General features: G+C 68.6%; 12 protein-coding genes and 1 pseudogene. 5 read left to right on the forward strand and 8 right to left on the reverse strand.

All coding sequences use genetic code 11. The annotated features are described in order from the left end of the window. Positions 1–157 precede the first annotated feature (157 nt). A complete protein-coding gene (gene amaP / locus ACWC9R_RS10050; protein ID WP_450730168.1) occupies positions 158–754 on the forward strand; it encodes an alkaline shock response membrane anchor protein AmaP in 597 nt (198 codons plus the stop codon). A 141-nt stretch (positions 755–895) separates the two neighbouring features. On the opposite strand, the gene ACWC9R_RS10055 is transcribed toward amaP, so the two are convergent. The 4 genes from ACWC9R_RS10055 to ACWC9R_RS10070 all read right to left on the reverse strand — a co-directional run bounded on the left by ACWC9R_RS10055 (position 896) and on the right by ACWC9R_RS10070 (position 3,277). Further along, positions 896–1,024, reverse strand: a complete 129-nt coding sequence (locus ACWC9R_RS10055) for an LPFR motif small protein (RefSeq protein ID WP_263295776.1) — start codon at positions 1,022–1,024, stop codon at positions 896–898. 83 nt (positions 1,025–1,107) lie between these two features. Then, complete coding sequence (locus tag ACWC9R_RS10060; RefSeq protein WP_450730170.1) at positions 1,108–1,491, reverse strand: hypothetical protein; 384 nt, start codon at positions 1,489–1,491, stop codon at positions 1,108–1,110. Positions 1,492–1,660: 169 nt separating this feature from the next. After that, entirely contained in the window at positions 1,661–2,635 is a 975-nt protein-coding gene (locus tag ACWC9R_RS10065) for an SRPBCC family protein (protein ID WP_450730172.1), read from the reverse strand. 3 nt (positions 2,636–2,638) lie between these two features. Further along, entirely contained in the window at positions 2,639–3,277 is a 639-nt protein-coding gene (locus ACWC9R_RS10070) for a hypothetical protein (RefSeq protein ID WP_450730174.1), read from the reverse strand. 828 nt (positions 3,278–4,105) lie between these two features. On the opposite strand from ACWC9R_RS10070, the gene ACWC9R_RS10075 reads away from it, so the two are divergent. Beyond that, complete coding sequence (locus ACWC9R_RS10075) at positions 4,106–4,987, forward strand: SigB/SigF/SigG family RNA polymerase sigma factor (RefSeq protein WP_450730176.1); 882 nt, start codon at positions 4,106–4,108, stop codon at positions 4,985–4,987. 288 nt (positions 4,988–5,275) lie between these two features. Next, positions 5,276–5,776: pseudogene (locus tag ACWC9R_RS10080) on the forward strand (hypothetical protein); the annotation flags it as partial. Between the two features lie 106 nt (positions 5,777–5,882). On the opposite strand, the gene ACWC9R_RS10085 reads toward ACWC9R_RS10080, so the two are convergent. The 3 genes from ACWC9R_RS10085 to ACWC9R_RS10095 all read right to left on the reverse strand — a co-directional run bounded on the left by ACWC9R_RS10085 (position 5,883) and on the right by ACWC9R_RS10095 (position 9,619). Then, a complete protein-coding gene (locus tag ACWC9R_RS10085) occupies positions 5,883–6,329 on the reverse strand; it encodes a hypothetical protein (protein ID WP_450730178.1) in 447 nt (148 codons plus the stop codon). Between the two features lie 686 nt (positions 6,330–7,015). Continuing rightward, a complete protein-coding gene (locus ACWC9R_RS10090; RefSeq protein ID WP_450730179.1) occupies positions 7,016–7,387 on the reverse strand; it encodes a zinc finger domain-containing protein in 372 nt (123 codons plus the stop codon). Between the two features lie 294 nt (positions 7,388–7,681). After that, entirely contained in the window at positions 7,682–9,619 is a 1,938-nt protein-coding gene (locus ACWC9R_RS10095; RefSeq protein ID WP_450730181.1) for an AfsR/SARP family transcriptional regulator, read from the reverse strand. A 111-nt stretch (positions 9,620–9,730) separates the two neighbouring features. Between ACWC9R_RS10095 and ACWC9R_RS10100 the strand changes: the two genes are divergently transcribed. After that, positions 9,731–10,609 (forward strand): alpha/beta fold hydrolase, encoded by an 879-nt coding sequence (locus tag ACWC9R_RS10100; RefSeq protein WP_450730183.1) that lies wholly within the window; start codon positions 9,731–9,733, stop codon positions 10,607–10,609. Between the two features lie 377 nt (positions 10,610–10,986). On the opposite strand, the gene ACWC9R_RS10105 is transcribed toward ACWC9R_RS10100, so the two are convergent. Next, the gene (locus ACWC9R_RS10105) at positions 10,987–11,973 is read right to left on the reverse strand and encodes an alpha/beta fold hydrolase (RefSeq protein WP_450730185.1); all 987 of its coding nucleotides are present in this window, start codon (positions 11,971–11,973) and stop codon (positions 10,987–10,989) included. A gap of 142 nt (positions 11,974–12,115) precedes the next feature. Between ACWC9R_RS10105 and ACWC9R_RS10110 the strand changes: the two genes are divergently transcribed. Further along, positions 12,116–12,721 (forward strand): helix-turn-helix domain-containing protein, encoded by a 606-nt coding sequence (locus ACWC9R_RS10110; protein ID WP_450730186.1) that lies wholly within the window; start codon positions 12,116–12,118, stop codon positions 12,719–12,721. Positions 12,722–12,824 lie beyond the last annotated feature (103 nt).

A 12,824-nucleotide genomic window follows, 5' to 3' on the forward strand; every position in this document is an offset into this window, starting at 1 on the left:
ACCGCCGATGTGAAGGACGACCTCGCCGACACCCTTCGCCGCGAGGCACGCGACCAACTCGCCTTGGCGCGTCCTCCTCGGCTGAAGGTCCGCGTGCACCGGAGCACGAAGTAGCGAGCCCCGGACCGGGTACGCACAGACTCGCTAGGAGAACATGATGAGGAGACACGCTAAGACCAACCGAACTCTGCTCGCCCTGCTCGGGCTCGTGCTGCTGGGCGGCGGCCTCCTGGTGCTCGCCGGCGGCGCCGACATCTACCGGCGTCGGCACCTCGTACCCCCGGTCGGCTGGCCGCTCACCACTGCGCGCGATGTCCTGGTCCCATCCGCCGTTCAGACCAGGTGGACGGACATGAGCTGGTGGTGGCCGGCCGTCATCGCGGCACTGGCCCTGCTCATGCTGCTCGCCCTGGTGTGGCTGCTGTCCCAGCATCGGCGCCACCCCCGCCGACTGACCGTCGCGGACTCATCCGAGGAGACGGTGACGGTCAGCAACCACGCGTTGAGCGACGCGCTCGCCACCGACCTCGCCATGCTGCCGGGCGTCCGGGACAGCCGAGCACTGTTCTACGGCAAGCACACGCACCCACAGGCCCGTATCGGCCTCGCCCTTGGCCCGGGCACCGGTCCGGAGCAGATCCTGAAGGGCCTGCACGACGCCGTCGAACGGGCACGACGATCCGCCGGCTGGGACAACCTCCCCACCCGTGTCGACCTGAGCGTCGCCCACCACAGAGCACACCGCGTCGAATGACACCACGTCCCGTTCACGGTTCGGGACGCAGCTGAAGGACAGGGCAGCGGCGAGCCAACGCAGGCCGCGCTGGTCGCTTAGTTGGGGGCGCCGCCCGGCCTGCCGGGAAGTTCCAGTCCGCGGCCTGGGCAGAGCGAGGGTTCAGTGGCGTCCGTGGGCGCTGTCGGCAGCTCCGCCGAACAGCCGGGCGACGGCACGAAATGGGAGGGTGACGACGGTGGCGATGGCCCCGCCGATAGACCTGAGTACGTCTGCGATGGCCGTGAGCATGTCGATCCTCCAAGGGTCTCCTCGACCGCGGCGGGCGACGTGCTGCGGATCGCCGTGCGGTCGTGATGCGTCAGCTGGGCAGCTCAGTCCGACTTGGAGCGCGGTTCCTGCGGGTCGACGCCGGAGGATGCCTCGGCATCCCTGCTGCCGCTGGGGCGCTGCGAACGGCCTCGCCGACCTTCGTCGTGCATTCCCTTCTCCTTGGACCTGCCGCCCTGCTTTTCTCCGCGACGGGAGGAACTTTTGACGGTGTCGCCCGTGACGCCCTCCATCTCTTCCTGGGAAGTTTCCTTGCGAGGTCCGGTCTCGGGGGCGTACTGGTCAGGGTGGAACGACCGGTGCGCGCTCGGATTGTCTTGTTGCGTGGTTTCGTCGATATCAGGAGACCATCCGTGCTGTTTGGTTCCCTTGTGGCGGCTCGGCCCTTCGCCGTGGGAAGGGTGGGGCGTTTTTTCATGCTTGGTCATGAGCGGATCCGCCTCTCGTGTACGCCGCGCCGCGAGCCGGCGAGCGTGGCGTCACTGCCAGGATAGTTCACGCCGCAGAATAGTGAAATCGCCGAGAATTTCAGACGCATTTCACGCGCCATAAACTGCACCCGCAGTTGCACCGACGTGCGTTTCCTTCCGGCGCATCTTATTCTTCTTCCTCTTCGTATTCAGCGTCTTCGTCGTCCTCTTCGGGCTCGTCTTCTTCGGGGGCCTCGTCCTCTTCGGGCTCGTCCTCCAGGTCTTCGGAGTCTTCCTCATCCTCGACCTCTTGGTCCTCTTCGCCTTCGGCGTCTCGATCTTCGTCGTCTTCGAGTCCCTCTTCGTGGGTTCGGACGACTTCGCCATCGCGGATCTCGCCGCGCCAGCCTTCGAGATCTTCGTTGTCGGTGAGCGTGACGTACCGCTGGAAGTGCTTGAGGTCCAGGCGCAGGCGCCGTCCCTGAGCGCGCCAGATGTTGCCGGTCTTCTCGAAGAAGCCGGCGGGGTAGTACTCGACGACAGCGACAATGCGGGTGAGTTCCGGGGTCAGTTCATGGAAGCTGATGGCACCGCGTGTGGTGCCCTTGCCCCCTTCGGAGTTCCACACGATCCGCTCATCGGGAATCTGCTCTTGTACGGTCGCTTTCCAACTGCGGTTGGAGAACGCCACTTTCAGCTTCCAGTCGCTCTCGATCTCGTCCGACTGCGTGACACTCTTGACGCCCTTGGTGAAGCCGCTGAACTCCTCAAGCTGGGTCCATCGGTCATACACGGTACGCAGGGGCATACCGATGTCGATCACCTCGACGATGTTGGTGACCTTCTTGTCCCCGGCCTTGCCGCCACCGCCGAAGAACCCTTTCACGGTGTCGACTGCCTTGTCCTTGAGGTCACCGGCCTTCTCGCCGAGGAAAGCCTTCACAGGCGACTCGCCTCCGCCGAGCACCCGCTTCCCGACGTTGACCAGGGTGCTGTTGCCGTCCCCCACATCGCCCAGCCCCTGTGCAAGGTCGCTGATCTTCTCTCCGGCCTTGTCCACCAGCCTCTGGCCCTGCGCTTCGGCGAATCCGGCCAGCTGCTCCTTGAGCATGTCAAGGCCGGAAGCCTTGTCCGGAGTCGAGTCACCCTCCTTCGTGGCCATGACTTACCTCCTGCGACTGGTGCGGCTGGATGTCTTCTTGGCGGCCGTCTTCTTTGCAAATGTCTTCTTGGCAGCTGTCTTCTTCGCCGTCGGCTTACCGGAGGCAGCCTTCTTCGCCGGAGCCTTCTTGCCCGGGGACTTCGTTGTGCGGGCACGGTTCGCCGAAGACTTCTCCGGTCGCCGCCCGGAGGGCTTCTCCTCTTCGCCCTCTGCTTCTTCGCTCTCGTCCGCGCTTTCTTCCTCGTCGTCAGCCGGTCCTTCTTCGTCCTCGGCCTTGCCCTCTTCTTCATCCTCGGCCGGCTCTTCGCCCTCGGCTGGCTCCTCGTCCTCCGGGGGCCCCTGAAGGGCGCTGGTGCGTTTCTGTAGGGCACCGGCAAGTGCCCCGAGGCTGCGGTCGGCTGTCGCGGACAGCGCGGTGCGACCGGACTTCAGGAGCTCACCACGGACCTGGTCGATGAGCTGGGCGGCCTGGGGAGTGGCCGCGAGGCTGCGCAGCGCTTGACCGATCAATTCTCGCGGACTCAGCGCCTGACCTGCGACCATCGAGGCGACCCCGATGGCGAGTTTGCCCTTCTTGGTGCGGCCCAGTACATATCCAGCCGCGAGCGCTGCAGCCAGAGTGACTTTCGTATCGGTTTCCATGAATGGCCTCATGTCACGTTCGTGGGATCGCGTCGCTCAGGCACCGTGCGGCCCCGGTGCGAGACTCCCCAGATGTCTCGCAGCGCCTCTTGGGAGCAGAAGCTCTCTTCTCCCACCTTCACCCCACATCCTCAGACGCGCATCTCCCCAGGTGAATCGCCCTCGGTGCCGGACCACACCTCGACGACGCAGTTCGGGTTTGCCTGACGAACTCGTAGAGCTCCAGGTGCTCACGAGGCTTTCGAATCACGGTCGCTGATGACTTGCGCGTGATCGGGCTCCCCACAGGGAGCCCGGTCCGCCCCGTGAACAGTCCGTCCGCATTCACTGCACGATGAGTCCACCCGGAGACCGCTGCAGGGTCCGGGTTGCGACCGGACGTCAGGCCGGCACAGCTTCCTTTCCGCCCTGGTCGGCCGGGACGGACTTGTCGATCCTGCTGTCCGCCCCGGGTATGGATGCCTGATTTGCCGCCTTCGTGTGCCGGGAGAGCGGTTACGCCAGGACGCGGTGCGGCTTTCGTCTCGCGCTATCCGGCGGGCCGAACGAGTATCGGCTCTGCCGCGCCAGGTACGGGCGCGGCGGATGTCGCCCGGTCCGGGCGGCACGAACCACCCCCGAAACAGCTGTCTTTGGAGTCGTCGGACCCGCGTGCGTGGCCGTAATCCTGGTTCCGCACCCGACGCCGCGACCAACTGTCGAACGATCAGACGTCAGGTTCACCCGTTCCGATGGGTGAGCGGACCCGACGCGGCTGGCAGGGTGTGCTCGTGGCCGTGCCGGGTAGGGGCCTGGTGACGGGGGCTCAGCAACCGGAGGGAGCCGGTCATGAGCAACAGCACCATGACGGCACGAGCAGCGCAGGGGACCACGTCGAAGGTGTGTGCCGTCCCGGCCCCGACGGTGCTGCCGCAGATCGAGGACCCTCAGCACATGCCTCCCGCCGACGCGCGCGAGCTCACGAAGGTATTTCTGCAGCGACTTGACGCGCTGGAAGAGGGGACGCGCGAGTACCAGTACGTGCGCAACACCCTTATCGAGATGAACCTGACCTTAGTGCGCTACGTCGCCCGCCGTTTCTCCGGCCGTCGGGAGTCGGCCGAGGACATGCTGCAGGTCGGCACAATCGGTCTGATCAAGGCCATCGACCGCTACGACGTCTCGCGCGGCGTGGAGTTCACCACGCTCGCTGTCCCTTACATCCAGGGTGAGATCAAGCGGTTCTTCCGCGACACCACCTGGTCGGTCCACGTACCGCGGCGACTGCAGGAACTGCGCATCGACCTTGCCCGAGCCCGCGAACAGCTCGAAGGCCAGGGCATCCACGAGCCGACCGTCGCCGATCTCGCCGCTCACCTTGATCTGGACGAGGCAGAGGCGGGGGAAGGAGTTCTCGCTTCCAACGGCTACGAGAGTGACTCCATAGACCGGCCCGTTCAAGCCTCCGGCTCCAATCAGCAGACCGGCTTTGTCGCCGACCTCATCGGCGCCGAAGATCCTGCCCTCACACTGGCAGAAGACATCCAGGCCCTCAAGCCACACCTGGCCGAGCTCGGCGACCGCGACCGCACTCTCCTCGAACTCCGCTTCGGCGCCGAGATGACCCAGAGCGAAATCGGCGAGGAACTCGGCCTCTCCCAGATGCACGTCTCCCGCCTCATCACCCGCATCTGCACACACCTGCGGGAAGAGATGCTGGCCACCGACTGACTGAACAGCACCTCAACTGCTGCTCACAGCCAGCCACGTGCCTCCGCGTGGGCCTGCCGGGGCAAGAGGCACGGCTGCCCGTAAGCCCGCCGCAGCTGCTCCTTGCCCATAGTTGAAACGGCCCTCACTATTCTTCTTTGACCTCTTCGTAGTGCTGGTCCTTGGCCGGCCCGCCCGGTCCACGGTGGGAGCGTTTGCCCACTTCACGACGCCTCCCGACGGCGAAAGAGCGCCGGCCGCCGTCCTGGCACCCGCAGACGCCGACGACGACATCGACTGGACGGCGCCGTGGACTCCACAGGCATCCGGGCCCACCAGCACGCCGCCGGAGGACGCAAAAAGAGGCGACGCGCTCCGGCGAGCCTGCCGATCGCGCACTTGGACGCTCCCGCGGCGCGCTGAACACCAAGGCACACCTGGCCGCCGACGGCGCTGCACGGCCTCTGACCTTCACCGTCACCGCAGGCCAAGCCGGTGACGCCCCTACCTTCGCGACGGCGATGTCTGGCATCCCCGTGCCGCGAAACGGCCCGGGCAGGCTGAGAACCAGCCCCTCGCCGTGCTGGTCGGCCGGGCCCACTCGTCCCGCCATCCGCAGTCACTGCGACGCCGAGGCATCCGCGCGGTCACGCCCCAGCCCCTCGACCAGATAGGCCCCGCCTGCGGCGAGGCTGTCAAGGTGACCGTCCGCCCGACTTCGACCGCGACGTTTACTACAAGCGCCCGGTCCGCCTCGCCACGCGCGTCGGGCGGCGTACCGCTCGGCGCCTGTCGCGAGGTACACCGTGACGCTCTACGTTCGCCGTGCTGACGGCGCGCTGGAGGCCGACTCGGCCACCTCGGTGAGTGGCTCCCGGCGTGCGCGATGATGTGGACGACTCGCTCGGCTCATGACCTACCGGTGGGCAGGTCGATGTCCGAACAGGTGCCACTTGTGACGGTGTCCGTCGCCGTCGGGTCGGTCACCCCGAGGAGAGCTGTCGTCCTGCCGTGCCGCCGTTCCCAGGTCGCTCCTCGTGTCAGGGTGGTCGACGCGGCCCTCGTGGTCCGTGCCGCGTGCAGCGGCTGCATCGTGGCGCTCCCCTTTGAGCGCTTGACGCATTGCGTGCTTCTTGCGGGTGCTGCGGCGCATGCCGCCGAGCAGCAGACTCAGCCCGAGCACTGCCACCGCGCCGATGATGGCACCCAAGAGGAACAACATGCCGGTGGATCCGGTCATGTGGTACCCGAATACCTTGAACGCTGCCGTCAGCTCGTGTGCGCTACCCATGTTGGTGACAACGGCGGCGACGCCGACGACTACGGCAGCGATCAAGAGGATGACTCCGAGAATCACAATCATGACGAGCTCCTGATAATCACCCGAAAGCGCTGTTATCAGGCTGCACCCATCCGCTCGCGGGCACCACTGGGCACCTTCTTCAGCAGTTGCGCGCGATGCAAGAGCCCCGGGTTCGGAACACCGTCAGCAGAAGAACGAGAGCGCGACCGGTCCTCCCAGCCGGAGCGCTACGTGCCCAAGGTGGACCACCGCAAGGAGGACACAGGGCAGGAGAAGGTGCCACCGGCGAACGAGATGAAAAGCGAGACCAAGGGCAGCGAACCCCGAGCGGCGCAGACCGACGAGAAGGGCATGAGGACAGACCGGCTTCGAGAGTCGCTCATCGGCCGACCGGAGCCCGGGATGCCGCGGCGCACACTGGCGTGGACCGCAAAGCCCGGGCCGTCGCTGTACTGCGCGAGACGCTGGAACTCTTGGGGCCAGGTCTATCGGCTGGTCCGAGTCGGCGGCCTTCCGCTGCCTGGAAGCCGACAGCGCTGTTGGTGCGCGACACGCCGCGCCGGCTACGGTCTGGGCCCGCCACCGATGCCCTCTGCCAAGTGCCGGTGAGTCCATACCTGCGGGTGACCGGCGCTGCACGCCAGAGTGCGTGGCCCGGGGCGACAGGGTCGGTACGGGCGGAGCGGACCGCTCTCCTGGTTTCCGGGTCTGAGTAGTTGCGGTACAGGATGTAGCGTTGATATTGATCATGGCCCTGGGCTGGGGTTCTCGCGCTTGCAGTCGGCCCGCTCCAGGGCTTGAAGCTGGCTCGCCGGTTCTTGCGTGGCGACTGAGCACCGGGCGTACCCGATCCGGATCGGCTTGGCCACGCTCGCGGCGGCGGGCACCTCCGGGGCGGGCGAGCCCTGCTTCCACGGCCGGCCCGGCTGCCGGTCGGCCGGGACAGAGATCTCCAGTTCCTCGCGGAGCGCTGGGACAAGGATGAAGCGCGCGGTGTGGTATTTCACCGCGGTCTTGCTGGTCCGGGTGCGGCACGGGCTCCCGGCGGGGACTGTGCCCTTGGGGCAATTGTGGCGTTCTACCGCATGTGTCGCTTGACCGGCGGGCTTCAGCTCCATACGGGAATCTCTCAGAAGTGATTCTCAGAACGCCGGAGTTTGAGAGGCTTTCTGCGAGCGATTCCCGGGGCAAACCGGGCAGGATTCGGGGGTTTCTCAGAACTGTCGCAACTGTTCATTTATGAGAATCGCCGAGCGTCACACGTGCTGCCAAGAGTTGCGAACGGACCGCTCGGCACCCCCACGATGCGGTCGCCAGCAGGGACCACCAAGGCTGTCGCCCAGATCGCCACGACGGCCTTCACTTACGGGCAGTGGATCACCACGGGCTCGGGGTTCGCGTGTTGCGGTCGCTTACCCCGCTCCGGCGCACGCCTCCGCCTCAGCCAGGTAGCGCGCCACTGGGCCCAGGGTCAGCATTCCGCTGGCGGCGCCGGCGTGTTCGGCACGGGCATCGCGCAGGGCAGCCTCGGCGCGTGCGGCGATTCCGCGCTCGCCGAGGCGGACGGCGGCGCGGGCGGTCAGGCACCACATGGCTTCCTGCATGTGGTCACGCGGTGGTTCGGGCACCGCGGCGAGGGTGACACGGGCCTCCTCGACTCGGTCCTGGGCGAGCAGCACGAGGGATCGCGTCCACGGCCTGTACGGGCCCCAGTCGAGGTGCGGGTCGGTGGGCGCGGGCCGGTCGTGCAGCAGGCGCAGTCCCAGTAGGGCGAGCGGGAACAGGCCCCGATGCAGCCCCGGCATTCCGGCCGTCTGGAGGGCGCCCTCAGCAGCGCGGTAGTGCGCTGCTGCCGTGGCGGCGGTCGGTCCGCCGGGTTCGGTGCTGCGGGCGGCCGTGGCCCGGGCCCTGAACCACCTGGTGAGGACGGAGACGAGGGGCGCTTCGGTGGTGGCGGCGAGCTGGTTGGCTGCATTGGCGTGCGAGGTTGCGGCGTCGAGGTCGCCGAGGGCCGAGGCGGATTGCAGGCGGACGAGTCGGCCGAGTACGGCGAAGTTCGGCAGCTCGTGCCGGGTGGCCAGGTCGAGGATCTCGGCGCCGATCCGGTCTCTTACCGCCGCGAGCCCGGGGCGGGTGAAGGACTGCAGGAACACCCCGTTGAGGGCGAAGACCAGCAGGGCGGGATCGGCCAGGTCCCGTGCCAGTGCCTCGGCCTGCAGCGCCGCCTGCTGCGCGTGCTTCAGCTCGGTCCCGGACAGATCGGCGCTGCGGCTCTCGACGGCGATCGTGGCCAGGAGGCGGGCGCGCAGGTCGGCGGGGCCGTCTGGGCCGAGCGCGGTGAGCGTGCGCTCGGCAGCCGCGACGACGACGCGGGACTGCTCGGGGTCGTCGGCCCGGCTCCAGATGGCGGGCACGTCATAGGCGCCGATGATCCGGGCGGTCAGGGAGAGGTCTTCCGTGCGTTGCGCCGCCTGGACGGCGGCGAGGCGGTCGCGCCGCGAGTGGACGAGGGCGTCGCCGCCCGCCAGTGCGAGGGTGCGGGCCAGATCCACGGTGGTGCGCGGGCCGAGACGAACGCCAGGGCCGGTCCACACGGTACGTGCTCCTTCGGGGGGCACATACCCGTTGAGGATGTCCGTCTCCAGGCGCTGGAGATCGGCACCGGGGTCGAGTCCGAGTTGGTCAACGAGCATCGTGCGGGCGCGGCGGAGGGTGGCAAGCGCGTCGGCCTGGCGGCCCGCGCGGTACAGCGCCCGGGCAAGGAGCCCCCAGGCTGGCTCGCGCCACGGGTGTTCGGCGACATGGGCACCCAGTTCGGCGACGAGGCCGGCCCCTTCCCCAGAGTCGAGGAGGATGCGGGCGCGCAGTTCCGCCCCCTCCAACCTCAGCTCCTCCAGTCGGGTCCGCTCGCGCTGTGCCCATGGGGAGCCGGTCACATCGGCGTAGGCGGGTCCACGCCAGTCCGCGAGTACCGTGCCGAGGTCGGTCACCGCGTCGGGGTTGCGGCGGGCTCGGGCCAGGGTGTCCTGGAACTGATGGACGTCCACGTCCTCTCGCGGCAGGCACAGCGCGTAGCCGGGGCCTTCGGTGACGATTACGCGCGGCGGATTGCGGGGCGGTCGGTCGGGTTCGAGGGCGCGGCGCAGCGCGGCGACGAAGGTACGCATAGCGCCAACGGCGCGGGCAGGCGGATCGGTCCACAGGTCATTGACGAGGGTGTCGGTGGTGACCATCTGTCCCTCGGCGGCGACGAGCCGGGCGAGTACCTCACGATGGCGGGGTCCGCCCAGGTCAACCGGGCTGCCGTCGTCGTGGAGGGCCCGAACCACACCGAGCACGTCGATTCGCATGCCCCATCCTCCGTGCCAGAGGCCGGCCGCGCCAAACCGTACTGATCGGCTGCTGATCGCCGTCGCCCAAGCTGATCCGGTCCAGTCCCCGACCCGAAAGGGTGGTCCTTCATGACGCTCACCATTCCCGGCTTCGATCACATCCGCCTGCCCGGTGCGGACGGTGTGGAGCTGGCTGCAGCTGTCGGCGGCAGCGGCACCCCGGTCGTGCTGTTGCACGGTTTTCCCCAGACCCACCTGATGTGGCGACACGTCGCCGAGCGGCTCGCCGACGAGCACACGGTGATCTGTCCTGACCTGCGGGGCTACGGCGCCAGCGACAAGCCGGCGGCCACCGACCCCGATGTGTACGCCAAGCGCACCATGGCCGCCGACGCCATGACCCTGGCGGCGGCGCTCGGCCACGAGCGCTTTGCCCTCGTCGGTCACGACCGAGGCGCCCTGGTCGCCTTCCGGGCGGGGCTGGACTACCCCGAGACCGTCACGCACCTGGGCATCCTTGACATCGTGCCGACGCTCGACATGTGGAACGTCCTGCGCGGTGCCTCGGCGGCGGTCGGCTACCACCTCTTCCTGATGGCGCAGCCGCCGGGCCTGCCGGAGACGATGATCGCAGGCAGCGCGGACGCGTTCTTCGGCTCGTTCCTCGACGCCTGGGCAAACGACCCAACCGCCATACCGGAGGATGTGCGTGCCGAGTACCTGCGGGCGAGCGCCGCAGCGGTGACATCGATCGTCGCGGACTACCGGGCCTCGGCGGGCATCGACGTCACGCACGACCAAGCGGACCTGGACGCTGGGTCGCAGCTGGCCATGCCCGTGACGGTCGTCCAGCAGGACTGGGGCGCGCAGCTGGGCTATGACGCTGCTGCGGTATGGAAGGCGTGGGCGCCGGACCTGAACCACCGGCTGACCCGAGCGGGGCACTTCATGGCCGAGGAGGCACCCGACGAGATCGCCGAGGCGATCCAGGACCTGCTGGCCCGCTGAGCCTCCTGTTCCCGACTCGCCGGCTGGGCCACGGCGGGTCGGCGAGCCCTAGGTTTTCGGCAATGGACCGGTTCCGGGCTCTGCGAGAGGCCAGGATCAGCTCCAGTCCCGGGTGCCGCCGCACCCCCCTGGCCATGCCCATATGTCCGTTGCCGAGTTCGCATCAGATGCAAGCGGTACAGCGGTTATCGCTAAGCCGGTGATCATGGGATCAGGGCAGGTCGTGGGCGGGACTACCGCAGCTCGACGTTCCGGTGGGGCTGGGCCTGGAGCCGTTCGGGGAGGTTGACCTCCTCGGGGTGAGCAGGTCCTCGGGCCGGCGGATGCGTACGGGCTTGGGCCGCAGCGGCAGACCGTCGTCGGCCGTGGCTGGCGGTTCAACCCGTGAGGGTGTTGAGCCAGCCGGTCAGCAGACGGTTGATCTCCTCGGGGCGTTCCTGCTGGATCCAGTGGCCGCAGCCCTCTACGAGGTAGGAGGTGGTCAGGCCGGGGAGGGTGGTGGGGAAGGCGTCGATAGCGTCGGACATCCAGGTGGTGGAGGCGTCCAGGGCGCCGCCGATGAACAGGGATGGCTGCTTGATCGGGGCTCCGCAGTGGGGGGCGAGGTCCTCCCAGTCGCGGTCCACGTTGCGGTAGCGGTTGAGGGCGCCCGTCAGACCCGTGCGCTCGAACTCTCCGGCGTAGACGTCGAGGTCGTCCTCGGTCAGCCAGGCCGGGAGGATGCCGGCGGGAAAACGGTCGCGCAGCAGGCCGCCGTGGGCGACGAAGTGCGGGTCGGGTTCGCCCTGGGCGGGCATGGTGTCGGCGGACAGGGCGGCGTAGAAGCCCGCGAGCCAGCCCCGCACGTCAGGCTCGATCTCCGTCTCGGCGCGGCCGGGCTCCTGGAAGTAGGAGACGTAGAACTCCTGCTCGGGTCCGCCGATCTGGCCGAAGATGTCGGTGGGGCGGGGGCCGCCGGGCGGCGCGTACGGGACGCTCAGCAGGCCGACGGCCCGGAAGATTCCTGGGTGGAGCAGGGCGGAGGTGGCGGCGATGCTGGAGCCCCAGTCGTGGCCGACGACCACCGCGTTCTCCTCGCCGAGGGCGTGCACGACGGCGACGTTGTCCTCCACCAGGTCCACCAGCCGGTATGCGTCGGTCGCGGCGGGTTTGGAGGAGCGGCCGTAGCCGCGCACGTCGATCGCCACCGCCCGGTAGCCGGCCGCGGCGAGGGCCGGGAGCTGGCGGCGCCAGGAATACCAGGACTCGGGGAAGCCGTGCACGAGCAGGACCAGCGGGCCGGTGCCCTGCTCGACCAGGTGCAGGCGCCCGGCAGGGGTCTCGACGGTACAGTGGCGGAGTGCGGCGGACGGCTCGGGCTGCATGGGGTCTTCTCTCGGTTCGCGGGTGGACGCAGGTACGCATCGATCATGCGGCGCAGCGACCGTCCACCGCGATTGCCCTTGCCACTCTGGCAAACTTGCAGGACAGGATGGTGGAGCGGCACGTCCGGAAGGGGCAGAGCGGGTGGCAGGCGACGACGTGGCCGACACGCTGGCGGCGATGGGCCCCCGGATGCGGGCCGCGCGCGAACACCGCGGCTCCACGCTCACCGGCGTCAGCTGCGCGACCGGCATCTCCCCGAGCACGCTGTCGCGGATCGAGACCGGCCGACGCAAGCCCACCCTGGAAGTGGTGCTGCAGTTGGCGAAGGAGTACGGCGTCTCCCTGGACGAGCTGGCCGGCACCGCTCCCGCCGCCGAGCCCCGCACCTCCGCGCTCCAGCGTTCCGGCGACGACAAGGCGGTGCTGCCGCTGACCCGGTACGTCGGGGGCCTGCACGCCCACAAACACGTCCTACCCGCCGTCCAGGGGCCGCCCGCGCGGCCCCGGCAGGTCTCCCACGACGGCTGGGAATGGCTGTGCGTCCTGTACGGGCGGCTGTGGCTCGCACTCGGCGACCAGGACCTGGTCCTGAGTGCCGGGGACGTCGCCGAGTTCGACACCCGCAATCTCCATGGGGTCGCGAACGCCGGCCCCGGCGGCCCGGTCGAGTATCTGATCATGTTCGGGCCGCAGGGAGAGCGCCTGCGACCGCGCACCCCGCCCGCCCCCGGCCTCAGTGCCCGGTAGCGAGCACGGGTCCGAGTAGTTGCGCCACAGGATGCAGCGCTGAGATTGATCATGGCCGTGGGGTGGGAGTTCTCCGTGCCCCTCTGTCCTCAGCACGGGCCGT

The organism is Streptomyces sp. NPDC001219 (assembly GCF_053597915.1).